Genomic DNA, 26,656 nt, shown 5'->3' with positions numbered 1-26,656 from the left:
TAACGCTGTTCAACAAAATGTAATGAGATTATTACAATAGTTTTAAAGATAGCTTCGGCTATCTTTAAAAACGCAATAAAGATTATTGCGTTAATGAATGGAGTTTTTAAGATAGCATTAGCTATCTTAAAAAACGACTAAGGTTATTACAATAGTTTTAAAGATTATTTGTAATAACAAAAAAAGGTGCTATCCTTAGCACCTTTTTTACTTCTTTAACTTTTTAAAAAACATAATCAAAAAACATTTTAAACTTTTAAGAATTTAAAGCAAGAATTTTACTTAAAACTTTATAAATTAAACATATTTAGTATAAGATAACGATTATAAAAGGAGTAAATATGAATGTAATAGTAAAGATGAATGATAATCCGCACTTTTTAAAGGCTTTAAAAGAATTAGCAAAGGCATTTAACGAGCCGATAAAGATAAAGAAAGAAAAAAGCAAATTAGATGATTTTTATAATAGTAAAGAATTTTTAGATTCTATAAAAGAAGCAAAAGAATTAAAAGCTGCGTATTTGCGTGGGGAAGTTGAATATATGGACGCTGAAAAATTCGTAGAAGAAAGCATGAAATGGTGAAGTATCAAGTAAGGGAGACTAAAGCTTACAAAACAGCCTTTAAAAAACTAAGCAAAGCTGATAAAGAATTAACAAATAAAATTATTTTAAGATTGGCAAATGATGAAGTATTAGAACCGGTTTATAAAGACCACGCTTTGCAAGGTAAATTTAAGGGCTATAGAGATTGCCATGTGAAAAACGATTTGGTGCTAATTTACGAAAAAGATAAAAATATTCTAACGCTAACTTGCATTAATATTGCAAATCACAGCAATTCATTCAAAAAATAATCTTTTTAAAAAAATAATAGCTTAAATATAAATTTGAATTTATCATATTATTGATTTAATACTATTTAGGCTATCTCTAAATCAAAATATAAAGCTTTGGTAATAATAAAAATATTGCTTTATATTTTTTAGTTTTTATGTGTAAATTATTGTTTTAAATTCTTTATTTTTTAATACTTAAAAAAATCAATATCAGTGAGATTTCAAGTGATTTTATGAGTAAAAAATACAATTAAATGCGTAAAAGTAACATTAAAACAACTAAACTTTTAAGAAATTTATTGGTAAAAATTATAAATCTTAGCTATCTTTACCGCTTAGTAATTTGGCAAGATTTAAGAAGTAGTTTAATACAAACAATAACTTAGCAATTTAAATTTTCTTACTTTTAAAGAAAATTAAAATATTTTTATTTGAATTATTATTTTAAATTCTTTATTTTTTGTATTTAGTAATGCGAGTGAATGAATAAAGATTATTATTTAATGGTTATTTTTGCTTCTTTATATCAAAAATTAAGCTTTGCATCATAATTTGAGTATTTAGGCGATAGAATAAAAATGTATTTTGAAACTCCTTATGCTTAAACTCATTAAAAAACCCAATAAATAATATTTATTGACAAGATAAAAACATATAAAGATTTTGCACCTTTAAAATAGGTGCAAAATAAATTAAAAACTCTTTCTTAAAGTCATATTAAGCGAATAATCCACATTCAAATCACCAAAAAATGTCCTTTCAAACTCGGTCATTAGCCTTAAATTATTCGTGAAATTATAATTAAATGAAGCATTAGTTAGCATTCTTGTATCTTTTTTGCCTTCAATTTGTCTAATTACATTTAAATCTCTTATGGTTTTATCGCCGTTTTTAGCTAAATCAGCAGCAATTCCAACCCCAAATCTAAATCCAAATCTTGAATCTTCGCTACTTTGCTTACCAAAACTTAGCATTGTTTTTGTATTAAATGGAACGAATGATTTGCTTTCTAATTTTATATGCTCGGCTTTATTTTCAAGGCTAATCGCACTAACATAGCCACTAATTAACTCAACGCTAGGCTCTAAATAATAATTATTCATATAAAATCTATTGCCTAATTCTACGCTTGCTACTACGCTTTTAGAATGATTATTCGCGTTAATATAAATTGCTTTATTATTGCCATTATTTAGCGTTAGAGTGTAGTCATTTTTATAATCAACATATTTTGCAATCATATCAATATAAAAACCATTATTAAAAATAAAGCTTGAATAAAGTCCCCCGCCTATGCCTTTTACTTTACCTTCTAGCATATTTTTTGTATCTAGTTTATAAATTGAATTAGTAAAGATAATTCCCGCATAAGCATTGAAATCATCCATTTCGCTAATCTTATCAGCACCGATTTGTAATTCATAATATTTGGTCTTATTATCTTTTAGATACGAACTTGCTCCACCGAAATTCCTAATCCAAATTCCGCCATTTGCAACCTCATCTCTTAGCTCTCCCATACGCTTTTGCATATTGTTCCACTCTAAAACATAGTTAAAAAATGCTTGATTTAGCGTGTTTTTAGCTGTATTTATTGAACTTTCTTTCTCTCTTACAAAGAAGTATTCTTGATAATGGCCTTTTGTTTCTACATTGCTTGGATTGTTGCTAGGATTTGGGTCAAGCTCAACTATAACAGGCTCTTCTGGGTTATTTGGAGTGCTTGGCTCATCTGGTATTGTTGGAGTGTCTGGCTTAGACTCAACTGGTTTGGTATCAGGCTCGCTTGGTTCGTTTGGAGTGCTAGGAATACTAGGTTCGCTTGGATTATTAACACTAGGCTCATTTGGATTAATAGGCTCACTTGGAGTTGTGTCTGTGTTAGTTGGTGGAGTTGGTTTAGTATCAGGCTCACTTGGAGTTGTTGGGGTACTTGGCTTATCTGGTGTTGGGCTTGGCTCTGGTGATGGAGTAGATGGTATTTTTTCAAGATACCATTTAGCTGTGCCGTTTTCATCATAGTATTTTACATTAGGTTTAAGGTCGGCAAATACTGAAGCTTCACCTTTAATATCAAAATAATTTTCAGCCACTAAAGTATCATTAGCCAAACTTGCTATTAGTATTTTATCATCTCCGTTTAAAAAGTCTTTTTGGATTAGCAAGGTATTTTTAGCTCCACTTGTGCTTTTGCTTATATTTAAAGCATTGTTTTTGCTTTCGTAAATATATGTTGTATTGGTTGAGTTTAGGCTACTTGCGTTTATATTTGCATTAATCATTGCACCATTAAACTCAAGGCTAGAACTATCATCAGCTGTGATTTTGCCTTTAAAATCTGTGCCATTTAAAAGGCTTAGTTTTGAATTGGTTTTCAAATCAAAATTTGAATTAATTTTGATATTTTTAGCAATGCTTTCGCCTTTTGTTACTTCTTCTTGATATTTTAGATTATTATAATAACTTTCATTAGTATCACTACCCATAGTATCATTTGCTTTTATATTTTCTCCATCAAACCTATCTATATAAGCTAAATTATCGCCAATTTTAATAGTTGAAGAAATAGAATTAATGTTTTTAATATCCACATTTGAATGTTTTAAAATATCAAGACTAGCTTTGTCTAAAGTTAGGCTAGCCATTTTATAATTTCTCTCTTCCCAATCTTCTTGGTCTAGCCTTGTAGGGGTAGTAAATATATCTTCTTTTAGCTTATCTTTTACATCTTTTGATACATAATTATGCACTATTGGATGACCTTGTAAAACTAAATTTCCATTTTTAAATTCCATATTTTGAATATCTAAACCACCATCATAAACAGCATATTTATCGGATTTATTATTGTGATTTTGAATTATATTGATATTTCCTTTAATATTTCCGTGATAAATAATATTTGTAGGTTCTGTTGTAGCAAATTTATTGATTTCCAGAGTGCTTAAGTTAGTGCTAGTATTTGTTATCACTGCATTATTATCACTTGCATAAAAATTATTAAAATATTTTAAACTAGCACCATTTAAATCAAGCTTGCCTGCATTCTCGCCAAAATATAAATAATTTGTATTTATTTGATTGGCGTTATTTATCTTTAAACTTGAATTATTAGTCATATAAATACTACCAAAAGTTGTGCCTGAAGAATTTTTAAACTCAACTTCGCCACCACCTATTCTAAGCCCTGCTTTGGGACTACTTGAATTAACTATCAATTTACCCGCACCAATTTTGTGTAAAAAATCAAATTCCGCAGTCTTTGCATAATAATTTACGACTGAATTAGCACCTATATCAAGACCGCCGTGTAAAAAGTCAAAATCACCTTTAATATCATAATTTAAATTATCTTTTATAATCAATGCGCTAGAACCTAAATCAGCATTAGCGCTAAGAGTTAAAGAACCACCATTTATATAAATATCCTTATCGTTAGCCATTAAATCTAATCTTTGCTTATAAGCATCGTAATTTTTATTTAAACTGCTTATATAACCAGAATAATGGTGTTTAAAAGATAAAGCCCCCATTGTTTGTTCTACAAGATGATTTTTATCATCTTTTAAACCATCATTATTAAGTGTTAAATTAGCAGATGTAATAACACTATGAGCCTTATTAAAAATATCTAAAGTATTATTATTTACTAAATGATAATTTGTATAAGTACAAGATGTGCTATTTTCATTACAATTTGCAACACTAGCTACTCCTATCATATACCATTTTTTATCTACATTATCCCATACATATAAAGCACTTCCACTATCGCCTTTTGCGCCTGTGCTTGAAAAATTCAATAATTTATTCTGATTAAAATTAATTGTATAGATTCCAAATTCTTGTCTGAAACTTTCATTTTTATCTATGTTGTTTATAATTCCACCTGTAAAATACTTATTTGCATCAGCCAATTTATCTGATTTTACACTAAAATAATCGTATCCGTTTTTATTTATTGTTTCTACTGTGTTAATTTTTTGAAGACCTGTTCCACTCCTTACAAAAAGTGTATATCTAGAATTATCATATAAAGCTGCCTTACCACTTTTATCTTCAAAATTTGCTAAATCATTATTAATATCTGATGAATATGTTTTAAAAGCTTCGTAATTTGTATCTTTTCCATTTTCATCATAATATTTTATCGGAGCAATATCCGCTTTTTTATTAATATTAACCTTACCCATTCTAAGAGCTAAAAAATCATCTTTTCCACAAGTTCCTTGAGTACAAGTCCATTTATCAAAATTATTTGATGCACTTACAACAGTATTTAATACTCCACCAAATTGTAAAGCTGAATATTTATGCAAAGAATTTGCTTGGTCTCCAAAAATCATATGAGCTGCACTTAAAACCCTATTGCCACCTATATTTGTAAATTCTCCCCTTAAAATACCCGTTTTATTACTAGCACTAAAATCAATCATAGGCATAGAAGAAAAACTATCTACTTTTAAAGTCCCATCTTTAGAGCTTACGCTAAGCCCTGTTGTCCCTGCTTTAAATTTGCCTTTATTAGCACCAAAATCTAAATAATCTTGATACGAAAATCTACTATCAACGGCACTTGCATTTAAACTAGAATATAAAATACTTATTAAAATTATTGATTTTTTCAACATTTTTTTGCCTTTTTTTATAAAAAATAATCGTTATTTTATAATGTTTTTCTTAAATTAAAAATCATAGAATTTAAAAACGATATTTAAATTCTTTAAATCAAATTCTAAAAACAAATTATTCCTTAACTAACTTAAGATATTTTTCCAAATTACAAAGGATTTTAATGAAAGAAAAATTAGCAAAACTATATTTAACATTTTTTTATTCAGGTCTTAGTCCGTTTGCAAGTGGCACAATGGGGACTATTGCAGCATTACCATTTGCTTATTTGTTACTAATTTACACAGATAAAAGCACTTTAATGCTATTAAGTATTGCAATTTTTATTGCAAGTATTAAAATCATTGACGATTATGAAAAAACTCACGAACACGATGCTAAAGAAATAGTAATTGATGAGGTTTGTGGGGTTTTTTTGGCGATTGGTATGAGTTTTAACAACTCTTGGTGGCATTTTGCTTTAGCTTTTATCTTATTTAGGCTTTTTGATATAACTAAGCCAAGTATTATTGGTAAAGTTGATAAAAAGCTAAAAGGTGGCTTAGGCGTTATGCTTGATGATTTACTTGCAGGATTTTTTGCAGGTCTTTTATGCCTTGTAATTCAAGGAATTTATTTAAATTATTTAAAGGATTTATTATGAAAAAAAGTTTAATTTTATTAGCTTCTAGTGCGGCTTTTGCTTTAGATATTGGTGTAGTTTTACCACTTAGTGGTAGCGTTGCAGCATATGGAAATGCGGCACTTAATGGAATAAAAGTAGCAAATGCAATGCAACCAACTTTAAAAAATGGAGAGCAAATCAATTTAAATATAGTTGATACAAAAGGCGATAAAATAGAAGCCATCACAGCAACTGAAAGAGTTTTACCAAAAGTTAGTGCAATAATTGGAGAAATGATTACTGCAAATACTATAGTGGTTATGAATACAGCTGAAGCGAAAAAAGTGCCTGTAATTGCACCAGCTGCTACGAATGATAAATTATTAAAAGGCAAAAATTACGCTGCTAGAGTGTGCTTTAATGATAGTTTTCAAGGCGAAGCTATGGCAAAATATTTATTAGCTCAAGGTAAAAAAACAGCAGTAATTGTAAAAGACCAAGCGACTGATTATTCACTAGGTTTATCAAAAGCTTACAAAAAAGAATTTGTTCAAGGTGGTGGAGAAATATTAAAAGAATTAATCATTACAAGTGGAGATAAAGATTTTAACGCTATTTCAGCTCAAATTGCTAGTTTAAATCCTGATGTAGTGTATTTGCCACTTTATTATCAAGAAGCAGCGCTTTTTGTAAGACAAGCAAAAATCGCAGGTGTTAAAAGTATAATCGCTAGTGCTGATGGGGTTGCTGATGAGCAATTTATCAAACTTGCAGCAGAGTATTCAAACAATCATTTATATACAGATAGCTTTGATGCAAATGTTCCACCAACAGAACTTAGCAAAAAATATTTAGCAGAATATGCAAAAGCTTACAATGGAAGTCTTCCATCAAATTTTGCTGCAATGGGTGCTGATGCTTATTTTGTATTAGTAGAAGCTGCAAATCGTTGTGAGCAAATCACTAGCGAATGTATAAATCAAGAGATTAAAAAAACTAAAGATTACGAAGGCGTTAGTGGGATTATTAGCATAGATAGCACAGGAGAGACAAAAAGGTCTTTAATTATTAAAGAAGTAGTAAATGAAAACGCAGTTTATAAAGATAGCGTAAAGTAAGGGAGCAAAATGAAAAAAATATTATTTTCTTTAGCATTATTAACAAGTATGAGTGCTGATATTTTAAGAGTAGCAACAGCACCTAATTATCCGCCTTATGAATATTTAGAAAACAACGAATTAAAAGGCTTTGATGTTGATATTATTAAAGAAATTGCTAAAAGAAATAATTTAGAAGTGGAGTTTAAATATATGGATTTTGACGGATTAATCCCAAGTCTTAAGAGCAATAAAGTGGATTTAATCGGAGCAATTATGAAAAAAACTCCAGCAAGAGCTAAGGCAGTAGAATTTACAATTAATTTTAAAGATAGTTCTAATTATTTCATAAAAAGAATAGAAAATAATGAAAATCAAGAAATTAAAAATTGTAAAGATTTAGATTTTACTAATACGCTTTTTGGGGCTGAACTTGGCTCGGTGCAATATGATATAGCAAAAAAATCTAGCCAAAAAGAAGTAAAAGGCTTTGCAAATTCTAGCATTAGCATACTTTCATTACAAAGCAAAAAAATAGATGCTATAGTATTAGATAAGGTTGCTGCAGTTAATTTTTTAAATAAAAATCCTGATTTGCAAGTAGTTTGCGAGTATAAAGATGAAGACTCACAAGGATTTGCCGTAAATAAAGGTAATACAAAATTACTTGAGATAATAAATAAAAGCCTACAAGAAATGCTAGATGATGGCACAATAAATGAAATTAGTAAAAAGTATAAAATAAATTAATGCTAGTTCATATTTGTTGTAGCGTTGATTCGCACTTTTTTTTGCAAGAATTAAGAAAATTAATGCCTGATGAAGAACTCATCGGGTATTTTTATGACCCAAATATTCATCCTTTTAGCGAATATGAATTAAGATATTTTGATGTAGCAAGGTCTTGTAAAAAGCTTGGCATTAAGCTAATTAAAGGCGAATATGATTATGCTGAATGGTTTAATTATGTAAAAGGCTATGAAAATGAGCCTGAGCGTGGGAAGAGATGTTCTAAATGTTTTGATTTTAGAATGCAAAGTTCTGTTGAAATGGCTTTAAAATTAGGGCAAAAAACATTTACAACCACACTTTTATGCTCTCCTAAAAAAGATTTAGAGCAATTAAGAGTATCTATGCAAGAAGCTTTAAAAGGGACTGATTTAGAGTTTTTTTGTGTTGATTTTAGAAAAGATGGTGGAACTCAAAGGCAATTAAAATTAGCAAAAGATGATTTATTGTATCATCAAAATTATTGTGGCTGTATTTACGGCTTAGCTCAACAAAAAAGCGAAGAGCATTTGATAAAAGAATTAAGCTCAAGTATATATAAAAATCAAATTCTACCTGGCTCAATAGAAGAAAAATTGCAATTTTTTAAAAAAGTCGTAAGATTAGAAAGCAAAAATCAACAATTTAGCATTATTAGAGAAAAGTTTTTAAATTATCGTTTGCTTTATGCAAGAATTAAAGCTAATAAAAATACCACAAAAGCTTTTGTTTTGTTTTATTCGCATTTTAAATCACGCAAAATTAATCTAAGTCTTGACATAAGTAAAGAGCTAATAATGTGTAATAAAGATGAATTATGTGTAATATCGTTTAAAAAAGCGAATGAGTTTTTTAAATACGAAAATTATGAAGAATTTTTAAAAAATCCACCAAGTATTAAAAAGCAAATAAGCTTTAGAGCAAAATTATTTAATCACTATAACCTAAGTCCTATTATAATTATTGAAAATATCCCAGAAAAAATTGAAATAATTGCAAAAAGCATAATTTTTGAGGATACTAGATTTATACAAGGAAATTAATGGAACTTAGCTCAAATGATTTAAATATTTTATTATTTATATCTTTTGTTGTTTTTTCATCGCCTTATATAGCAAAGCTTACTAGCTTACCTATTTTAGCGGTTGAAATTATTTTAGGAAGTATTGCTGGTGCTATTGGAATAATCACAAAAACACCTGCTTTTACCCTAGCTTCTCATATTGGATTTTGCTATTTAATGTTTATAGCAGGGCTTGAAGTAAGCCTTAAAGAATTTATAAAATTAAATGCAAATGAGCTAAAAAAAATATCTTTATTTTATTTAATTCTTTACGCTTTAGCTATTAGTATTTCATTGATACTAAAACTTAGCTTAGTAGTTGCAATAATAATTCCTGTTATGAGTATAGGGCTTATTAGTATTTTATATAAAGAATACGAAATTACTCCAAAATGGCTTAGTTTTACTATGGTTTTAGCAGCACTTGGCGAAGTAATAAGCATTGTTTTAATAACTCTTTTAAATAGCTTTTCAAACTCAAGTAGCACAATGCAAGTTGTTACTTCTGTATTGTCAATACTATTCTTTTTAGGAGTTTTTGTTGTAATTTATTATATTTTTAATGCGATTTTTTGGTGGTTACCTTGGCTTAAAGAAATTTTAATGCCTGATTATGATAAAGCAGAGCGTAATGTAAGGCTTAGTCTTGCATTGTGGATGCTAGCAGTTGCTTTAATGCTTTATTTTGATTTTGAAATAGCTTTAGGAGCGTTTTTAGCTGGTATGTTTATATCTAGCTTTTTTGGGCATAAAAAGGATTTAGAGCATAAATTAAGCTCATTAGGACACCCATTTTTAATACCTATATTTTTCGTATATGTTGGGCTAAGCCTTGATTTTAGCTTGGTTAATAAAGAGCTTATATTAATGTCATTTGCTATTATTCTTACTATGTTAGTTTGTAGAATAATTAGTTCTTTTGTATTTTATAAAGACTTTAAAATATCTTGTATTTTATTAGCTTTTACATCTTGTATGCCACTTACTTTATTAATCGCAATTGCAACTTTAGGAATGAAATTAAACTTAATTGATAATTCTTTTTATTTAGCTTTGGTTTTATCATCTTTAATTGAAGCTGTTATATTTATGTGGGCTATTCCTAAAATTTCGTTACTTATTGAAACACATAAACAAAAATCTAAGTAAGTTTTTTACAATATTTCACAAATTCCTTTTAAAATATACATAACTATTAAAAAAGGAGTTAAAAATGGAAAAAGCAAAATTAATTTACGATGGTAAAGAATTTGAATTTGATGTATTAAGTGGAACTAGAGGTGCAAAATCAATTGATTTTTCGTCTTTATATTCAAAAACAGGTGCATTTTCTTATGATGAAGGATTAACTAGCACTGCAACTTGTAAATCAAGTATTACTTATATTGATGGAGAAGCAGGAGAATTAAGGCATCGTGGTTATTCTATTGAATGGCTAGCAGAAAATAAAACTTTTTTAGATGTAGTGCATTTATTATTACATAAAGAATTACCAAGTCCTGAAAGATTAGAAGCGTTTAGATACGAGCTTAAAAAAAGAAGCTTTATTCACGAAGGTATGCATAAATTATTTGACGCTTTCCCTGACAATGCTCATCCTATGGCAGTTATGCAAGCAGCAGTTGCAGCACTTTCAACATTTTATCCTGACCATTTAAATATGGATAAGCACGAAGATTATATGGAAATGGCAGCCAGAATCGTAGCAAAAATACCAACAATAGCCGCTAGTGCTTATCGCTATAAAAATGGCTTTCCTATGGCATATCCTAATCTTGATCGTGGATTTACCGAAAACTTTTTATATATGCTAAGAACCTATCCATACGAGCATGTAAATCTAAGACCTATTGAGGTAAAAGCACTAGATACGGTTTTAATGCTTCATGCTGATCACGAACAAAATGCAAGCACAAGTGTAGTGCGTTCAGTCGGTAGCACTCACGCTCACCCATATAGCTGTATTAGTTCAGCAATTGGTGCATTGTGGGGGCATGCACACGGGGGTGCTAATGAAGGTGTGATTAGAATGCTTGAGACAATTGGCACACCTGATAGAGTTGATGAGTTTATTAAAAGAGCAAAAGATAAGAATGATCCATTTAGACTAATGGGCTTTGGACATAGAGTTTATAAAAACTTTGACCCTAGAGCAAAAGTTCTTAAAAAATTAAGAGACCAATTAATTAGCGAAATTGGAATTGATGCAAACTTTGTAAAAGTTGCAACTAGAATTGAAGAAATCGCATTAAATGATGAGTATTTTGTAAGCCGTGGATTATATCCGAATGTTGATTTTCATAGCGGCTTAATCTTAAAAGCTCTAGGAATTCCAAATGAAATGTTTGCGGTATTATTCGTAGTAGGTAGAATTCCTGGCTGGATTTCACAACTAATTGAGCAAAAAGAAAGCCCATTAAAAATAGTTCGCCCAAGACAAATTTATATAGGCGATTAAAAGAATTTGAATTCGGAAATTCCGAATTCAAATCAATGCTTCAAAACTCTTAAAAAGCTTAATATTAAGGCATTTTAAAAATTATCAAAAGTTAAAAATTAATTATTATTGTTATATTCATTTTTACTAATATATTTTATAATGAAGAAAAATAAAAAAGGATTAAAAATGCGTATTAGACAACCACATATTCCTTATGTTTCAAATAAAATTTCAATAGATTTATTAAACTCAAAATTTGTAAAATTAGTAAATGGTTTAGAGCCAGTTAAAGAAGTAGTTTCAAAAATTATTACAGCCTTAGTATTAAAAGAAAAATCACTTGATGAGAAGGTAAATGAGATTTTAGCAGAGCAAGAAAGCCAAATGGATTTAATGCAAGTTGATAGAAAAAATATGTTTTGGTTACTTAAGAAAAAACTAGCAGATGAATATAAAATCCAAATGAATTATGAAGATAGATATAATGCCTTATCTCACGCTATTTTGGACGCTTTGGTTGATGAAGATTTAATCAATTTTAATGTATCAGAAAATAGAGTAAAAAATGTGATTTATTCAAGTATGATTGAATACTTAAAAACTTACGAAGATATTGAAGACCTAGTATTTGATAAAATTAATAATTACAAAAGAAAAATCGTTCCTGGTAGCGAAGAATACGATTTAATTTACGAAAAGCTTTATGAAGAAGAGCTTAAAAAAAGGAAGATGTTATAAACAATCTTCTTAGCACTTTTGTGCTAGGACTAGGTCTTAGTCTTACTCATTGTTTTTTTATGTGTGGTGGGATAATTCTTTTATTCAACCACAAAAAGAGTAATTTTTTTGATATTTTTATATATCATTTTAGTAGAATTTGTGCTTATATTTTAATAGGTCTTATAGCTTATTTTTTAGGTTATTTTTTAAATTCTTTAAACTTACAAGTATTTTTATATTTTATCTTAGGTGCTTTTTGCGTTGTTTTAGGATTTGCTTTAATTGTTAAGGGACAACTACTAGCTTTTATAGAAAATCAATTCATATATAAAAAAATAATGGTATTTTTAAACAATAAAAAAACTTCAAAATATAAAGGCTTTATATTTGGCTTTTTAAATGGATTTTTTCCTTGTGGTTTAGTATATTTTTTCGTAGCAAAATCAATGATTGCAAAAAGCGTTAATGAAGCTTGGCTTAATATGTTAATTTTTGGACTTAGCACTCTTCCTGCTATGCTTTTAGGCTCTATATTTATAAATAAAATTAGAAAAATTAAAAATATTCAATATTTATTTTTTGCTTTAATTATTGTTTATGGATTTTATTTGTGCTTTTTAGCACTTAAATTAAGTAGGTAAAAATGTATAGATTAAATGAATATAAAAATGCGATTGAAAACACAAATATAGTTTCAAAAACAGATATAAATGGGATTATTACCTTTGTAAATGAAGAATTTTGCAATCTTTGTGGCTTTAGCGAAGATGAACTACTAGGACAAAATCACAATATTATCCGCCACTCTGATACACCTAAGAGTGCTTTTAAAAAATTATGGGACACTATTTTAGCTGGGCGTGTTCATAAAGGAGTGGTTAAGAATAAAAAGAAAAATGGGGATTTTTTCTACGCACAAACAACAATAATTCCAATTTTTGATGAAGATGGAACAATATTTGAATTTATAGCTATTAGACACGATGTTACTAAGCTTTTTACCTTAAATGAAGAGCTTGTTGCAACTAAACAAAAGCTAATGCAATTAAATGAGAATTTAGAACAAGTCGTAGCTCAAAAGACAAATTCTTTAAAAATACTCAATGAGAATTTAGAAAAGAAAATAGAAGACGCAATAGCAATCAATAACGCTCAACAAAAAATAATATTTCAGCAAAATCGCCAAGTTATCTTAGGACAAATGCTAGAAAATATAGCTCATCAATGGAGACAACCTTTAAATGAATTATCTTTAGCTATTTATTTATTACATAACGAAAAAAAAGATAAACATTATAAATTATGTCAAAAATTAATCCAAAATATGAGCCAAACTATTAATGATTTTAGGGACTTTATTAATCCTAATACGCCTTTAGAAAAGCATAATTTAATTAAAGTAATTAAGCATAGTTTATACATAAGCTATCAAGCATTGAAAAAAAATAATATAAAAACTACATTTGATATTCGTGCTAAAAAATGCTGTTTGTTATGCAATTTTAATGAATTAGTGCAAGTTCTTGTAAATATTATAAACAATGCTAAAGATGCTTTTTTAGAACAAGAACTAGATGATAAAATACTACATTTTAAAGTATTTAAAGAAAAAAAGAATTTGATTTTACAAATTAGCGATAATGCAGGGGCAATTCCTTCTAACATAATAGAGCATATATTTGACCCATATTTTACAACTAAACATAAAAAACAAGGCGTAGGACTTGGGCTTTACATTTGTAAGCAAATTTTAAATAAAATAAATGCAGATATAAGATGTTTTAACAAGGGCAATTGTGCATATTTTGAACTTATTTTTAAAGGAGAAGAATGTTAAGTTTATTAATTGTTGAAGATGAGAAAAATATAGCTCATCTAATGGGAGATATTTTAGCACCTTTGTTTTATGAAGTGCATTACGCTCAAGATGGCTTAAGTGGATTAAATAAATTTAAAAAACTTCGTCCTGATATTGTAATTTGTGATGTATTAATGCCACTAAAAGATGGTTTAAGCCTTGCAAAAAGTATTAAAGACCTAAGCCCAAATACGCCTATTATAGTAATTTCAGCTCATAGTGATAAAGAAAAATTACTAAAAGCTATTGATGTTAATGTGAATAAGTATTTAATCAAACCTGTAATTCCAGAAGAATTAATCGCAAGTGTAAAAAGCTTGGTTTCTAATATGAGTAAAGTTACTAAAATGGGAGATTATTCAATTGATTATATGAAATCAACTTTTAAAACATTAGAATTTGAAGTTGAACTTACAAAAAAAGAACTAGCTTTATTAAAAGCACTTAGTGAGCCAGTTGGTAGGGTTGTAAGCCTTGATGAGATAAAAGAGGTTTGCTGGGGTAAAAGTGATGTAAAAGATGGTTCGGTAAGAACATTTATAAAGCGTTTTAGAGATAAATTGGGTGTAAATATTATAAAAAATATTACTTCAACAGGTTATAAAATAGTTTTATAATATAGAATTATCGTATTTAATACCCATTCTAATAAATATAGTATTAGAATTGCTTATATTAACGCTTACAGCTTCATCGCCTGGAGTGTCTTTGCCTATTAATAGCGATTTAACAGAATCATAATTTAATAAAGTAGAACATAATTTCCCAGGTTTTTCTACTTTTTTAACTATTAAAAAATCCCTAAAAGTTCCAAAATGCAAACATTTTTCAGATTTGACAAAAAACCACATATCTTTATCAAGCCCTACTTTAGTCATTAGTGGAATATCTATGAAATTTTCATTATTAGAATAGTAAGTATCTACATCATTAATCAATGTAGCTAAGTTTCTGATTGATTTTGACATTTCTGCTTCATTTTTTGAATTATATATCTTAAGACCTAGTAAAATAAGTAACGCAAGTACCACAATAAATACAATAATAATTTCTATTACTAATGCTTTTTTATTCATTATTTATTTTTCCTTGTTGCTTAATATTCCCGCATTCGGTAATTTAAAACTTCTATCCTTTGCATAAATTCTTTGATTATCAATCAAATCATATTTCCAAATAGGCGCATTTTGCTTAAAATCTTCAATAAACTTAGCAAATATATCTAAGCCATTTTTTCTATGCGAACTTGCAATCCCTGCAAAATAAGAGCATTCTCCTACTAATACATCTCCTTTTGCGTGTGCAAAAAATAATCTAATATTTAAATTCCTAGTTTTTTCACACCAATCATCAAACCATTTTCTTAAAATTGGCTCATATATATCAAAACTAAGACCGCTAATATTGCCTTCTGCCCTAATAATTCCACTAAAACTTAAAAATGCTCCGTAGTTTAATTCTTTACAAATTCCGCAAAACTCATTATATAAAGCTTTTTCATCAAGAGCATTATTAAATAATTGAAATTCTTTCACGCTCAACCACCACAAACAGGAGGCAGTATGCTTACTACATCGTTATCTTGTAATGAAATATCTAAACTATCTATAAAATTATCATTTATAGCAATAGCACTAATCTCTAACCACTCTTTTAAATCTTCAAATTTCAATAATTCATTTTTTAATTCAAGAATATTTTTTACATCTAATTCAATAGAATTTTTATTAATTGGCCCTAAAAAATTAACTTTTACCATTTTCATATACCTTTTCTAATAAAATATTTTCAGGAACAGGCCTACTAAAATAATATCCTTGATATTCATCGCAACCTAAGTGTTTTAAGAAATTTAAAATCTCAATATTTTCTACACCTTCAGCTACAGAGCGTTTATTTAAAGATTTAATAACATTTACAATAAACTCAACCAATCTTCTATTTTTTTCATTAGTGTCTATATTTTGTATAAAGCATTTATCAATCTTAACAACATCAAAATCTAAATCTTGGTCATTTAAATAAGATAAAGAACTATACCCTTTACCAAAATCGTCCATTGATAAACCTACATTAAGTTTTTTGATTTTATCAATAATAGCTTTACTTGTTGCGTTTTCTATTGAAAAACTTTCTGTGATTTCAAATTCAATTAATCTTGGCGGTATGCCTTGAATGTTTTTTTCTATTGTATGAACTATTCCTTCGCTTAAAAGCTGCTTGGTGCTTAGATTTATACTAAGTTTTAATTCAAGACCTTTTTCTAACCATCTTCTTTGAGCTTCACAAGCCATTTTAATAATTTCATTACCTAAAGTAATAATTAAATTACTTCTTTCACAAATTCCTATAAATTGGTCTGGAAATATTAATTTATCTCCTTTTTGCCATCTAACAAGAGCTTCTGCTCCTATAATTTTGCCAGATTTTACATCTACTTTTGGCTGATAATATAATAAGAATTCTTTATTTACAATACCATTTCTTATATCTTGTTGTAATTTTAAATTAGCTTCATTTTGTTTGCCGATTTCTGCTGTATAACCAAATATCCAATTATCTCCACTAGCCTTATCATTTTCTATTGCTAAATCAGCATTTCCTATACATTCGTGTAAATTCTTACTATCTTTTGGATATATGCTAAACCCAACTCTAGCATTAATTTTAAATGGCTCATATTCTATTAAATCATCATTTGAATTAATTTTAATACTTCTTGCAGTTAATTTTTGATGATACTTCTTAGCTATTGTAAAGCAATCTTCATTTTTATCTACTTCAATTACTAATAAAAACTCATCAGCACTAACCCTAGCAAGACATTCAAAAGTAGTTTTATTTTGTATAAATTTATATTTATCATATTTTATAAAGTCTAAGCTCTCAAAATGTTCATTATCTCCTGTTGCTATACCCTTTAATGTTGTATAAATTCTATAAGCTACGATTTTTAGAACTTCATCACCAAAACTTCTTCCATACATTGAGTTATAAATTCTAAAATTATCTATATTAAAAAATAAAAATAATAATACCTTATTATCTTTTTTTACATAATTATCAAGGCTTTCAGTAACACTTATCATATTCATAAGACCGGTAATATTGTCAATATATGCTTGTTTTTTGATATTCCCATCTTTTGCTTGAATTTGTCTTATAAATCTAAGTAAAGCATAACTTAAAGTTCTAAATTCTTTAAATGCAAAATCGCTATTTAATTGTTTATTCTTATTAAAATTAGATATATGTTTATTTAATGCTATATCAAAATGCTTTGTAGCTAGCTCTATTTGAGATCTTACTTCTTTTTTCTTTCTTATTATGTAAATTAAAATTCCTAAAAATCCAACTAATATAGAACAACCTAAAAATGCACCTTGTATCAATGCTGATTCAAATCTTTTGCTTTTTACTTCTTCTAAAGCTTCTTTTAATACATCACTTTTAACGGTAAATTCTAAAGCCAACCACCAATTTTTATCATAACAAGTATAAGCTTCGTTTTCATATACACAATACCATCTTTCATTACCTAAAAAATTAAAATTATCATCTAATCTTTTTGCGTTAAAATAAGAAAGTTGAGCATTGTGAAGATTTTTAATATTATTTAATGCTACTACCCTTTGAGTTTCTTCATATTTTTTAGGATTTAAAGTAACTCTTAATATTTTTTTATTATCTAATTCCACATACCTAGCGTAGTAATAATAAGTCGGGTCAATTCCATCAAAAACATCAATATCAATAGGATAACCCATATTTGCTTTTAAAAATTCTAAAGCTTTTTGTTTATCTTCGTGAGTGTTTAAATAATTTAATGCGAAATTATAAGCACTATCTACGAATTCTTTAGCGCTATCGTCTAAATATGAAAATTCTGCATCTAAATATTTTTTAATATTTTTAAGTTCTTCTTTAATATATTTATTTGACGATAAATTGATTTGCTCGCTATATTCTTGTTCTAAATTTTTTACTTCTTCCGTATAACTTGATTTAATAACAAATATTCCAACACTAAAAATTAATGCGAAAAATATTATAGAATAAAGAGTTAAGCTCTTTATTGATTCTTCTAAAATTGACTTTCTTTCTTTCATAAAATACCTAATATATTATAAATTTAATATGATATTATAGCAAAATTATTAATACCGAAAGGAAATTGTAATGAAATATATTGAAAATAATATTAAAACACCAGCTTACATTTGCTACGAAAGCAAACTAAAAAATAACCTTGAAATCTTTAAAAAAATTCAAGAAGAAAGTGGAGTTAAAGTCTTATTAGCTTTAAAAGGATTTGCATTTAGTGCTGCTATGCCTTTAATTAAAAATTACTTAAAAGGCTGCACTTGCAGTGGATTATGGGAAGCAAAATTTGCTAAAGAATTTGTAGATAAAGAAATCCACACTTACGCACCAGCATTTAGTAATGATGATTTAGAAGAAATATTAAATCTTAGTCATCATATAGTGGTTAATTCATTGAATGAATATAAAAAAGTTATAAATCATAAAAATTATAAAAATCAATCTTTAGGAATTCGCTGTAATTTAGAGTTTTCAGTAGCTCCAAAAGAAATTTATAATCCTTGCGGCAAATTCTCAAGGCTTGGCATTAAAGCAAAGGATTTATTAGATAGCGAAATAATAGTTGATGGGCTACATTTTCACGCTTTATGCGAAGAGAGTTTTGAGAGTTTAGAAAAAGTCTTTAAAGTATTTGAAGATAATTTCTTAAAACCATATCTAGCAAAACACCCATTAAAATGGATTAATTTTGGTGGTGGTCATCATATCACAAAAAAAGGCTATAAAGTAGAAGAATTAATTCAATTCTTAAAAGCTATTAAATCAAAATATAATCTTGAAATATACCTTGAACCAGGAGAAGCTATTGGTTGGCAAACGGGGGATTTAATAGCTAGTGTTTTAGATATTGTTGAAAATGAGAAAAAAATAGCAATTTTAGATATTTGTGCTGAAGCTCATATGCCTGATACTATCATTATGCCTTACACTAGCGAAGTAAAAAATGCAAAAATCCTAGCAAGTCGTGATGAATTAGCAGAAACTAAAAGCACTAAAAATAGCTATCTTTTAACAGGTAATTCTTGCCTTGCAGGAGATATTATGGGAGAATATGAGTTTAATCAAGAACTAAATATAGGAGATAAGATAATATTTTGCGATCAAATTCATTACACAATAGTAAAAAATACAACTTTTAACGGAGTAAAATTACCAAGTTTAATTTATGTTGGTGAAGATGGTAGCATTAAAAGTCAAAAAGAATTTAATTTTAATGACTATTCAAGGAGAAATTAAAAATATTTTGATATAAATTAAAGAATAAAATCATTTTAGGAAGATATTATGAAAAAGTTTTTTGTATTAGCATTTTTATTTACCTGTTTAAATGCTAGTGATTTAACAACTACAGGAAGAGTTACTAATATTACTAGCTATGAATTAGGAGAAATTTGGACAATATTAGCATCAAGTTATATTGCTTCACTTGCTTTAATTGTCTTAATTGCAGTGCTTTGTGCGTTTTCATTACATTATATGGTAATAGGACCAAAAAGCTTTAGTCACGAAGGCAAAAAAATATATGCCTTTTCATTATTTGAGCGTGGTTTTCATTTCATTGCTGCACTTGCTTGGATTATATTAATCCCAACAGGCTTAATTATTATGAATGGTCATTATTTTGGTGGTGGAGTATTTGTTAGACTTTGCAAAAATCTTCACGGAGTTGCTACTATTTTATTTTTTATCTCAATTATTCCTATGTTTTTTTGCTGGATTAAGAGAATGTTGCCTGCTAGTTATGATATAAAATGGCTTATGATAGTAGGTGGATATTTAAGCAAGGTTAAAAGACCTGTTCCGGCGGGAAAATATAATTTCGGTCAAAAAATGTGGTATTACATAGCCGTTTTTGGTGGAGCTATTATGATAATTACTGGTGCGTTTATGTTCTTTTTAGATTTTCAAAGCGAATTTTTACAAAATATGTTAGGAATTAGCCATATTAATATTTTAAGACTTAGTGCAATAGTTCATAATATCTTAGGCATTGTTTGTGCTGCTATGTTTTTCGTGCATTTATATATGGCTGTATTTGCTATCAAAGGCTCAATTCACGCAATGATAACAGGATATAAAGAAGAAGAAGAAGTATATATTTTGCATTCTTATTGGTATAAAGAACTTACAAAAAATGGAAAAATAACACCGAGTTATAGCTATGAAAAATAAAACACCTAAAATCAAATTCTGGCTAGAAGAAGACGGCGAAATTTTTGGAAAAGGTAATTATGAGATATTAAAAGCCATAGAAAAATTTGGCTCAATTAATGAGAGCTCAAAACAACTTCGTATGAGTTATAAAAAGGCTTGGACTAAGAAAACTAGCACAGAAAAATTTTTAGGCGGAGATATATTTATTAGCAAAAAAGGAGCTAGTAAAGATAGCGGAACTATTCTTAGCCCTAAGGCTTTAGAATTTATGAAAAATTATGAATTATTAGAAAGAGAATTAGAAGAATTTTTAGAAAAAAGATTTAACGAACTATTTAAAAAGGAAGAATAATGAAACTAGATTTTAGCGGCAAGGCTTGTCCGATACCTGTAATTGAAACAAAAAAAACATTAATTAATTTAGCAATTAATGATGAGTTAGAAATAATAGTTGATAATGAAGCGGCAAAAGAAAATATCCAAAGATTGCTTAAGAATTTAAATCAAGAATTTGAACTTAATGGATTTTGCTTTAAATTAAGAAAAAGCGAAATAAAAAGCTCAAAAGATGAAGCAAAACAACAAGAAGGAATATTTTTAAAATCTTTAAAAGTTGGCGAAGGCGAATTAGGAGCAATGCTTTTAATTGGATTTTTAACTGCTGTAAAAGAAAGAAAAATTCAAAAAGTTGTATTAATAAACGAAGCAGTTTTTATAGCTTGTGATGATACCCATCCAGCATTTAATGCTTTAAAAGCTTTAAGTGATGATGGAGTTGATATTTTATGTTGTGCGAATTGCTTAAATTATTTTCAAGTTAGTCCAAAAATTGGTAGAAGTTCAAACGCAGTTGAGATAATAGATACTTTATTTGAAACAAAAATGGTAAATCTATGAAACTTACTCAATTTAGCAAGCACGCAGGTTGAGGAGCTAAGCTAAGTCAGGCTGACTTACACAACGCATTAGCTAATATTAAACCTAGCGAATTTATATTAAGCTCAACTACTAGTAATGAAGATGCTTGTGTTATTGATTATCCTAAGGTAATTTCTACTAATTTAGAAGATTTTGCCTTAGTTCAAACACTTGATTTTATTACCCCAATCGTAAATGATGCTTATGATTACGCTGTAATTGCTGCAGCAAATTCATTAAGCGATATTTTTGCAATGGGTGCAAAAGTTATGAGTGCTATGAATATAGTTGCATTTAGCGAATGCTTATCTCAAGATATTTTAAAACAAATGATAGCAGGGCTTAATGATACTATTAATTTAGCGGGTGGATTTTGTGCTGGTGGGCATACTTTAAATTCTAGTGAAGTATTTTTAGGGCTTAGCGTTACTGGTTATGTTAAAAAAGATAGTTTTTTAAGCAATAATAAGTCCTTAGAAAATGATGTTTTAATAGCTACAAAACCACTAGGAACAAGTCTTAATGCTATGGCTATTAAGGCTAATTTAGACGATGATTTTAGCGAATGTATAAATGGTATGAAAAGTCTAAACAATAAAGCTTTAGAACTTTTAAATGGCATAAAAATAAATGCTTGTACTGATATTACAGGCTTTGGACTTATTGGGCATTTGAGCGAAATGCTAAATGATAAAATATCAATTGAAATCAATTCTGATGCGATAAAGTATTATAAAAATACTTTAAATTACGCTAATTTAGGACTTTTTGGAGCAGCTAGTTATACAAACAAAAATAGTTTAAAAGGACTTGTAAAATCATTTATTGAAGATGATTTACTTTTATATTCTCCAGAAACAAGCGGTGGATTAATCCTTAGCATTAACGAAAAAGACACTCAAAAAGCTTTAGATATTTTACAAAATGCAAACATAAACGCCTACGCCTTTGCTAGAGTTGTAAAGAAAAACGATAATAGAATTTGTATTTTTTAATAAATCAGTTTTCTAAAAATATTTATCATACATTAACTTAGGGGGGGGTATAATTATTATCTAATTACAAATAAGGAGATATAATGAAAAAAACCCTTGCTATTTTAGTTGCATTAGTTTTTAGTGCTTGTAATGATTTTAAATTAAGTAATTTAAACCCTATGGAGCTTTTATCAAACCCTGATTTAATAAGCAATCAAGCAAAATGTATAAAAGATAAAGATGCAAATTCTTGTATTAAAGTCGCTGATGAATTAGCTAAAAACTCAAATTCTAAAGAAAACTTAGACAAAATAAAACAACTATATAATCTTGCGTGTTCGTTCGGCTCAAAAGAGGGTTGTGTTAAATTAAATAATTATTAAAAAGGGGAAAATCCCCTTAACTATGCTTTCATAGGCTCATTAAATAATATGAGTTTTTAATATTCAAATTTAAATTATAACTTCACTTGTAATTATTAATTTTAAGGAATTTAAAACTTAGTAATATAAAAAATTTATCTCATATTTATCGCAAAGACTTCTTTATAAAAAAATGCTAATCAACCCACTTGCTTAGCAACACCACTAAAAAGAATGACAAATCTTGAGTGAATTTTTTACTCTTTGATTGTTAGATTGAATACAACCATCAAGATAACAATTAAATACCAAGTGGTTAATCACTATAAAAACTTTTCAATAAGCTAATTAAAAAATTTTCATATAATTTTTATAAATTTATAAAATTAAAAATTTTAATCTAAATTAAGGGAAGATTATGAAATTAATAGAAATTTCTAGTGATGAGTTTTGTAATTTCGCAAAAGATGTGCAAAATACTTTTCAAATAAGTCTTAGAGATAAAACTGATGAAAATGTAATCACCATCGATGAGATTTTCAAATCTTTAGAGAATAAAAATGCTAAAAATTTTTATGTATATGACAATGGTGTAAAAATAGGTGGAGTATGCCTTTTAATAGATGAGAATACTCAACATAATAATCTTGATTTATTTTATATACTTGAAGAATTTCATAATAAAGGCTATGGTTTTAAAACTTGGCAAATGGTGGAAAAAACTTTTCCTAAAACTAAAGTTTGGACTACAACAACACCTTATTTTGAAATAAGAAATATCCATTTTTATGTTAATAAATGTGGTTTTAAAATAGTTAAATTATCAAATTTATCCGATAAATTTAATGATATTGAAGAATTAGAATGGTTTTTTGATTTTGAAAAAATAATGAATAATTAAAATTAAATTCTAGGGGCAAATGCCCCTAATATTATGCTTTTACAGGTTCAGTGAATACTACGATTTCAGGTTTTTCGCCTTCAAATTTTTTGATATTTACTAAAGCTGTATGAGAGATATTTCCATTTGCAAGCTCACTTGTTGGAATATCTATTGTTAGCACATTCGCACATCCGTATTTGCAATCATTATTATCATCAGGGTCATACCAGCCACCTTCTTGTAACACTACTACGCCTTTTAATACATCATTGCTTACAACTGCTCCTGCAATAACTTTACCACGAGCATTGAAAACCTCAACTAAATCTCCATTTTTAATACCTTTAGCCTTAGCATCTTCGCTATTAATTAAAATAGGCTCGTGTCCATTTACAGCATAAGTTTCTCTTAAACTTGTGTGGCATAGTTGTGAATGTAAGCGGCTCGTTGGGTGTGGGCTAATCATATGAAATTCTGCGCTCTTTTCTTTCATACCAAGCCATTCAATTGGTTCAAACCACATAGGATGGGCTTTACAATCTTTATAGTTCATTTTTTCAATAGTTTCACTATAAATCTCAATCAAACCACTCGGAGTTCCTAATGAATTTAAGATAGGGTCTTCTACGAAGTCTTTAAATCTAACGAACTCATAAGCATCTTGAGAAGCTTCAAATTTCAATGCTTTATTATTTTCCCAAAACTCTTTAAATTCAGGCATTTCTACGCTTGTGCTTTTCTTAGCAGCGTTATAGTATTTTTCTATCATTTGCTCTGGAGTTTGATTTTCTGTATAAGCATTTACTAATTTTGTAGCTAACATTGCTGCATCTTTTTCACTTGCACCCTTGCTAATCGCACAAAGAGTTCCATAAACTTTAGCAAGTTCAACAAAGATTTGCATATCATCTTTACTCTCTTCAACAGGCATAACAGCAGCTTTCATAGGAACTATATGCATATTAGAATAATCCCCACTCATAGAAATATCATTTCTTTCATATTGGCTAGTTGTAGGTAATAATATATCAGCCATTCTAGCAGTTGGAGTCCAGTAAATCTCATTTACTACAACGGTTTTTAGCTTTTGCCAAGCTTTTTTTAGAGTTTTTAAATCTTGATGATGAACGAATGGGTTACCACCTACCCAATAAACAAAATCTATATCACTATAAGTAATTTTTTTACCATTGTGGTCTATTGTTTTACCTGGGTTTAATAGCATATCAGCAATTCTTGCCACAGGAATTTCATTATCACTTGTCTTTGATAACCACTCAGGTAGATTTTCGCCTGCACCACTATTTCCAGGTATAAATTTACCATTTTTATCAAATGTTCCTTGTTTAACGCCCTTAAATACACCTTTATCCCAAAGACCATTCATACTAGCGTTAATTCCGCCTACTATTGGAGCATTAGTTGTAGCAACGCCACCATTTGAATAATGATAGCTTAAACCAAATCCGCCACCATCTTTACCAATATGACCTAGCATTGCACATAAAGTTACAAGCATCCAATGAGGTTGCTCTCCGTGATGAGCTCTTTGCATACCCCAACCACTCATTACTAAGCTTAGATTTTCTCTTAATTCCTTAGCTAAATTCTCAATTACACTTGCTTTAATTCCGCAAATATTTTCAGCCCATTTGCTATCTTTTTTAACGCCATCAGTTTTACCCATTAAATAATCACTAAATTTATCAAATCCTATTGTGTAATTCTCCATAAATTCAGCATCATAAAGCTTATTATCAATTAAATATGTAGCCATACCCATCATCATTGCCACATCAGTATTTGGGCGTGGAGCTAACCATTCGCCTTTACCTTCAAAAAATTTAACAGTTGAACTAGCTCTTGGGTCTATGCAAATTACTTTTATTTTACTTTCTTTAATTTTTTCCATATATGCACGACCTTCGCCATCAGTTACAGTCCAAGCAATTTTTAAAGTATCAATAGGATTTGCACCCCAAATAACTATAACTTTTGTATTTTCTAATACTAAATCCAAGTTAGTTTGTTGCTCATAAACTTCAATAGAGCCAACAACATGAGGCATAATAACTTGTGATGCACCAGTAGAATAATCTCCTAATGAGCCTACAAATCCGCCCGTTAAGTTCATAAATCTATGAAGTAATATTCTTGAATTATGCACATTTCCGCTTGATTTCCAGCCATAGCTACCTGCAAAAATCCCATTAGCTCCTTTTTCATCATAAGTTCTTTTTAAACTCTCTGCAACTAATTTTAAAGCTTTATCCCAGCTTACCCTAACCCACTCATCTTTACCACGAAGTTCAGGTTTATTATCTAGTGGATTTTCTAAGAAACTTTTTCTAACATAAGGATATTTAACACGATTAGCATATACTAAATCAGGTGTGTAGTGTTGTAAATCATTTTTTAAATTCTTAGTTTGATTTGCATCAAATGGCTCACTTTTTACTACCTTACCATCTTTTATAGTAAGTTTTAAAATACCCCAATGTGCACCCGTTACAACTTCGCCATTTTTTACTAAACCACTAGCAACTGCTTTACTTTCAGCTCCTAATACATTTATAGGTGCAAAACTCATAGCACCAACTGCAGCTGAACCTTTTAAAAAACTTCTTCTATTTAGCATAATGTCTCCTTTATTTCATATCTTTTGCGTGTTTTTGTAGATATTGCACCACTAATTGTCTATCAGCTTTATCAATTCCTGTTCTAGTCTCCATTGCCTTAAATGTAGCTGGCCATTGATTTGCATTAAATTCACTAACAGGATGAAGTGGATGACAAATGCCACAATTTTCTTCAAACATAGCTTTACCTTTTTCAAAAAGTGGTTTTGCTGATTTTTCTAAATCCACTAGCTCATCTTTTTTAGCAAATACTTTAATACTAGCTAATTTAAAACCATTTTTTAATTCTTTTTCAACTTTAAAATCTACTTTAGCATTTTTACCAAATGCTGCTACTAAAATTCTATTTTTGTCATTAAAATATAAAATATTACCTTGATTAGGATTGTAATATCCTTTAATTTTAAGTTCAGCTAAATCGCCGTCTTTTACTATCTCAAAAGCATTAGTTGGAAGTAGTTTTCCTTCTGCTTTTTTCGCATCTACTGAAGTGTAAAGATTAATAATTTTACCGCTAAATTGCTCTGCAGCAAATACTGAAGCCGCTAAAGCACAGCTTAAAAAAATCTTTTTCATAAATCTCCTTAAATAAAAATTAA

At 28.5% G+C, this 26,656-nt stretch carries 24 protein-coding genes and 2 pseudogenes; 19 read left to right on the top strand and 7 right to left on the bottom strand.

Annotated features, from left to right (window positions below; translation table 11 throughout):
• The first annotated feature begins 341 nt into the window (after nt 1-341).
• Both AVBRAN12642_RS04815 and AVBRAN12642_RS04810 read left to right on the top strand, forming a co-directional pair.
• Nucleotides 342-584 (top strand): hypothetical protein, encoded by a 243-nt coding sequence (locus AVBRAN12642_RS04815; RefSeq protein ID WP_214120675.1) that lies wholly within the window; start codon nt 342-344, stop codon nt 582-584.
• Complete coding sequence (locus AVBRAN12642_RS04810) at nt 578-856, top strand: type II toxin-antitoxin system RelE/ParE family toxin (protein ID WP_250325694.1); 279 nt, start codon at nt 578-580, stop codon at nt 854-856. Before AVBRAN12642_RS04815 ends, AVBRAN12642_RS04810 begins: the two co-directional genes overlap by 7 nt.
• Nucleotides 857-1,530: 674 nt before the next feature.
• On the opposite strand, the gene AVBRAN12642_RS04805 is transcribed toward AVBRAN12642_RS04810, so the two are convergent.
• Nucleotides 1,531-5,469 carry an autotransporter outer membrane beta-barrel domain-containing protein gene (locus AVBRAN12642_RS04805; protein WP_336608027.1) on the bottom strand — a complete coding sequence of 1,313 codons (3,939 nt, stop codon included), beginning with the start codon at nt 5,467-5,469 and terminating at the stop codon, nt 1,531-1,533.
• A 164-nt stretch (nt 5,470-5,633) separates the two neighbouring features.
• Here AVBRAN12642_RS04805 and AVBRAN12642_RS04800 point away from each other — a divergent pair, with 164 nt between their 5' ends.
• From AVBRAN12642_RS04800 to AVBRAN12642_RS04755, 10 genes are all read left to right on the top strand, one after another.
• Nucleotides 5,634-6,113, top strand: a complete 480-nt coding sequence (locus AVBRAN12642_RS04800; protein WP_214119583.1) for a phosphatidylglycerophosphatase A family protein — start codon at nt 5,634-5,636, stop codon at nt 6,111-6,113.
• Nucleotides 6,110-7,192, top strand: a complete 1,083-nt coding sequence (locus AVBRAN12642_RS04795; RefSeq protein ID WP_214119584.1) for an ABC transporter substrate-binding protein — start codon at nt 6,110-6,112, stop codon at nt 7,190-7,192. Before AVBRAN12642_RS04800 ends, AVBRAN12642_RS04795 begins: the two co-directional genes overlap by 4 nt.
• Nucleotides 7,193-7,201: 9 nt before the next feature.
• Nucleotides 7,202-7,921, top strand: coding sequence for a substrate-binding periplasmic protein (locus AVBRAN12642_RS04790; RefSeq protein ID WP_214116433.1), 720 nt, complete (start codon nt 7,202-7,204; stop codon nt 7,919-7,921).
• Nucleotides 7,921-8,982: an epoxyqueuosine reductase QueH gene (locus AVBRAN12642_RS04785; protein ID WP_336608026.1), complete on the top strand. Its 1,062-nt coding sequence runs from the start codon at nt 7,921-7,923 to the stop codon at nt 8,980-8,982. The genes AVBRAN12642_RS04790 and AVBRAN12642_RS04785 overlap by 1 nt, the downstream gene beginning before the upstream one ends.
• Complete coding sequence (locus tag AVBRAN12642_RS04780; RefSeq protein ID WP_239803131.1) at nt 8,982-10,151, top strand: cation:proton antiporter; 1,170 nt, start codon at nt 8,982-8,984, stop codon at nt 10,149-10,151. The genes AVBRAN12642_RS04785 and AVBRAN12642_RS04780 overlap by 1 nt, the downstream gene beginning before the upstream one ends.
• A 64-nt stretch (nt 10,152-10,215) precedes the next feature.
• Entirely contained in the window at nt 10,216-11,460 is a 1,245-nt protein-coding gene (locus AVBRAN12642_RS04775; protein WP_214116418.1) for a citrate synthase, read from the top strand.
• Between the two features lie 168 nt (nt 11,461-11,628).
• On the top strand, nt 11,629-12,180 hold the full coding sequence (locus AVBRAN12642_RS04770; RefSeq protein ID WP_214116410.1) for a DUF507 family protein: 552 nt from the start codon (nt 11,629-11,631) through the stop codon (nt 12,178-12,180).
• Nucleotides 12,181-12,200: 20 nt separating this feature from the next.
• On the top strand, nt 12,201-12,803 hold the full coding sequence (locus AVBRAN12642_RS04765) for a sulfite exporter TauE/SafE family protein (protein ID WP_336606939.1): 603 nt from the start codon (nt 12,201-12,203) through the stop codon (nt 12,801-12,803).
• Between the two features lie 2 nt (nt 12,804-12,805).
• Nucleotides 12,806-13,999: a PAS domain-containing sensor histidine kinase gene (locus AVBRAN12642_RS04760; protein ID WP_336606940.1), complete on the top strand. Its 1,194-nt coding sequence runs from the start codon at nt 12,806-12,808 to the stop codon at nt 13,997-13,999.
• Nucleotides 13,993-14,637 (top strand): response regulator transcription factor, encoded by a 645-nt coding sequence (locus tag AVBRAN12642_RS04755; RefSeq protein WP_336606941.1) that lies wholly within the window; start codon nt 13,993-13,995, stop codon nt 14,635-14,637. Before AVBRAN12642_RS04760 ends, AVBRAN12642_RS04755 begins: the two co-directional genes overlap by 7 nt.
• Here AVBRAN12642_RS04755 and AVBRAN12642_RS04750 read toward each other — a convergent pair.
• From AVBRAN12642_RS04750 to AVBRAN12642_RS04735, 4 genes are read right to left on the bottom strand one after another with little or no spacing between them, the layout of a single operon-like run.
• Nucleotides 14,632-15,096 (bottom strand): hypothetical protein, encoded by a 465-nt coding sequence (locus tag AVBRAN12642_RS04750; RefSeq protein ID WP_336606942.1) that lies wholly within the window; start codon nt 15,094-15,096, stop codon nt 14,632-14,634. The genes AVBRAN12642_RS04755 and AVBRAN12642_RS04750 overlap by 6 nt on opposite strands.
• Before the next feature lie 3 nt (nt 15,097-15,099).
• On the bottom strand, nt 15,100-15,555 hold the full coding sequence (locus tag AVBRAN12642_RS04745) for a molybdopterin synthase catalytic subunit (protein WP_336606943.1): 456 nt from the start codon (nt 15,553-15,555) through the stop codon (nt 15,100-15,102).
• Nucleotides 15,556-15,557: 2 nt separating this feature from the next.
• Complete coding sequence (locus AVBRAN12642_RS04740) at nt 15,558-15,779, bottom strand: MoaD/ThiS family protein (protein ID WP_336606944.1); 222 nt, start codon at nt 15,777-15,779, stop codon at nt 15,558-15,560.
• Nucleotides 15,766-18,129 carry a putative bifunctional diguanylate cyclase/phosphodiesterase gene (locus tag AVBRAN12642_RS04735; protein WP_336606945.1) on the bottom strand — a complete coding sequence of 788 codons (2,364 nt, stop codon included), beginning with the start codon at nt 18,127-18,129 and terminating at the stop codon, nt 15,766-15,768. The genes AVBRAN12642_RS04740 and AVBRAN12642_RS04735 overlap by 14 nt, the downstream gene beginning before the upstream one ends.
• Nucleotides 18,130-18,199: 70 nt before the next feature.
• On the opposite strand from AVBRAN12642_RS04735, the gene nspC reads away from it, so the two are divergent.
• The 7 genes and pseudogenes from nspC (at nt 18,200) to AVBRAN12642_RS04700 (ending at nt 23,436) form a co-directional block, all read left to right on the top strand.
• Nucleotides 18,200-19,360, top strand: coding sequence for a carboxynorspermidine decarboxylase (nspC, locus tag AVBRAN12642_RS04730; RefSeq protein ID WP_336606946.1), 1,161 nt, complete (start codon nt 18,200-18,202; stop codon nt 19,358-19,360).
• Nucleotides 19,361-19,477: 117 nt separating this feature from the next.
• Nucleotides 19,478-20,296: pseudogene (locus tag AVBRAN12642_RS04725) on the top strand (formate dehydrogenase subunit gamma); the annotation flags it as partial.
• Nucleotides 20,286-20,630: a winged helix-turn-helix domain-containing protein gene (locus AVBRAN12642_RS04720; protein WP_336606947.1), complete on the top strand. Its 345-nt coding sequence runs from the start codon at nt 20,286-20,288 to the stop codon at nt 20,628-20,630. The pseudogene AVBRAN12642_RS04725 and the gene AVBRAN12642_RS04720, both read left to right, overlap by 11 nt.
• Nucleotides 20,630-21,175 (top strand): sulfurtransferase-like selenium metabolism protein YedF, encoded by a 546-nt coding sequence (gene yedF / locus AVBRAN12642_RS04715; RefSeq protein WP_214149899.1) that lies wholly within the window; start codon nt 20,630-20,632, stop codon nt 21,173-21,175. Before AVBRAN12642_RS04720 ends, yedF begins: the two co-directional genes overlap by 1 nt.
• 44 nt (nt 21,176-21,219) lie before the next feature.
• Nucleotides 21,220-22,191, top strand: a pseudogene (gene selD / locus AVBRAN12642_RS04710) (selenide, water dikinase SelD); the annotation flags it as partial.
• Nucleotides 22,192-22,274: 83 nt separating this feature from the next.
• Nucleotides 22,275-22,556: a hypothetical protein gene (locus AVBRAN12642_RS04705; protein ID WP_214119593.1), complete on the top strand. Its 282-nt coding sequence runs from the start codon at nt 22,275-22,277 to the stop codon at nt 22,554-22,556.
• 397 nt (nt 22,557-22,953) lie between these two features.
• A complete protein-coding gene (locus AVBRAN12642_RS04700; RefSeq protein WP_336606948.1) occupies nt 22,954-23,436 on the top strand; it encodes a GNAT family N-acetyltransferase in 483 nt (160 codons plus the stop codon).
• Nucleotides 23,437-23,467: 31 nt separating this feature from the next.
• On the opposite strand, the gene AVBRAN12642_RS04695 is transcribed toward AVBRAN12642_RS04700, so the two are convergent.
• Entirely contained in the window at nt 23,468-26,056 is a 2,589-nt protein-coding gene (locus tag AVBRAN12642_RS04695; RefSeq protein WP_336608025.1) for a molybdopterin-dependent oxidoreductase, read from the bottom strand.
• A 10-nt stretch (nt 26,057-26,066) separates the two neighbouring features.
• Nucleotides 26,067-26,633: a cytochrome C gene (locus tag AVBRAN12642_RS04690; RefSeq protein ID WP_214116380.1), complete on the bottom strand. Its 567-nt coding sequence runs from the start codon at nt 26,631-26,633 to the stop codon at nt 26,067-26,069.
• Nucleotides 26,634-26,656: the final 23 nt, after the last annotated feature.

Origin of the sequence: Campylobacter sp. RM12642 (assembly GCF_020137635.1) — a bacterium.
In the GTDB taxonomy this organism is placed as follows: domain Bacteria; phylum Campylobacterota; class Campylobacteria; order Campylobacterales; family Campylobacteraceae; genus Campylobacter_E.
This window is presented reverse-complemented; position numbering and strand designations above follow the sequence as displayed.

Bases quoted from the DNA above. Each gene is read 5' to 3' on its own strand.
- AVBRAN12642_RS04815 (WP_214120675.1), top strand. From the start codon at position 342: ATGAATGTAATAGTAAAGATGAATGATAATCCGCACTTTTTAAAGGCT.
- AVBRAN12642_RS04810 (WP_250325694.1), top strand. From the start codon at position 578: ATGGTGAAGTATCAAGTAAGGGAGACTAAAGCTTACAAAACAGCCTTT.
- AVBRAN12642_RS04805 (WP_336608027.1), bottom strand. From the start codon at position 5,469: ATGTTGAAAAAATCAATAATTTTAATAAGTATTTTATATTCTAGTTTA.
- AVBRAN12642_RS04800 (WP_214119583.1), top strand. From the start codon at position 5,634: ATGAAAGAAAAATTAGCAAAACTATATTTAACATTTTTTTATTCAGGT.
- AVBRAN12642_RS04795 (WP_214119584.1), top strand. From the start codon at position 6,110: ATGAAAAAAAGTTTAATTTTATTAGCTTCTAGTGCGGCTTTTGCTTTA.
- AVBRAN12642_RS04790 (WP_214116433.1), top strand. From the start codon at position 7,202: ATGAAAAAAATATTATTTTCTTTAGCATTATTAACAAGTATGAGTGCT.
- AVBRAN12642_RS04785 (WP_336608026.1), top strand. From the start codon at position 7,921: ATGCTAGTTCATATTTGTTGTAGCGTTGATTCGCACTTTTTTTTGCAA.
- AVBRAN12642_RS04780 (WP_239803131.1), top strand. From the start codon at position 8,982: ATGGAACTTAGCTCAAATGATTTAAATATTTTATTATTTATATCTTTT.
- AVBRAN12642_RS04775 (WP_214116418.1), top strand. From the start codon at position 10,216: ATGGAAAAAGCAAAATTAATTTACGATGGTAAAGAATTTGAATTTGAT.
- AVBRAN12642_RS04770 (WP_214116410.1), top strand. From the start codon at position 11,629: ATGCGTATTAGACAACCACATATTCCTTATGTTTCAAATAAAATTTCA.
- AVBRAN12642_RS04760 (WP_336606940.1), top strand. From the start codon at position 12,806: ATGTATAGATTAAATGAATATAAAAATGCGATTGAAAACACAAATATA.
- AVBRAN12642_RS04755 (WP_336606941.1), top strand. From the start codon at position 13,993: ATGTTAAGTTTATTAATTGTTGAAGATGAGAAAAATATAGCTCATCTA.
- AVBRAN12642_RS04750 (WP_336606942.1), bottom strand. From the start codon at position 15,096: ATGAATAAAAAAGCATTAGTAATAGAAATTATTATTGTATTTATTGTG.
- AVBRAN12642_RS04740 (WP_336606944.1), bottom strand. From the start codon at position 15,779: ATGGTAAAAGTTAATTTTTTAGGGCCAATTAATAAAAATTCTATTGAA.
- AVBRAN12642_RS04735 (WP_336606945.1), bottom strand. From the start codon at position 18,129: ATGAAAGAAAGAAAGTCAATTTTAGAAGAATCAATAAAGAGCTTAACT.
- nspC (WP_336606946.1), top strand. From the start codon at position 18,200: ATGAAATATATTGAAAATAATATTAAAACACCAGCTTACATTTGCTAC.
- AVBRAN12642_RS04720 (WP_336606947.1), top strand. From the start codon at position 20,286: ATGAAAAATAAAACACCTAAAATCAAATTCTGGCTAGAAGAAGACGGC.
- yedF (WP_214149899.1), top strand. From the start codon at position 20,630: ATGAAACTAGATTTTAGCGGCAAGGCTTGTCCGATACCTGTAATTGAA.
- AVBRAN12642_RS04705 (WP_214119593.1), top strand. From the start codon at position 22,275: ATGAAAAAAACCCTTGCTATTTTAGTTGCATTAGTTTTTAGTGCTTGT.
- AVBRAN12642_RS04700 (WP_336606948.1), top strand. From the start codon at position 22,954: ATGAAATTAATAGAAATTTCTAGTGATGAGTTTTGTAATTTCGCAAAA.
- AVBRAN12642_RS04695 (WP_336608025.1), bottom strand. From the start codon at position 26,056: ATGCTAAATAGAAGAAGTTTTTTAAAAGGTTCAGCTGCAGTTGGTGCT.
- AVBRAN12642_RS04690 (WP_214116380.1), bottom strand. From the start codon at position 26,633: ATGAAAAAGATTTTTTTAAGCTGTGCTTTAGCGGCTTCAGTATTTGCT.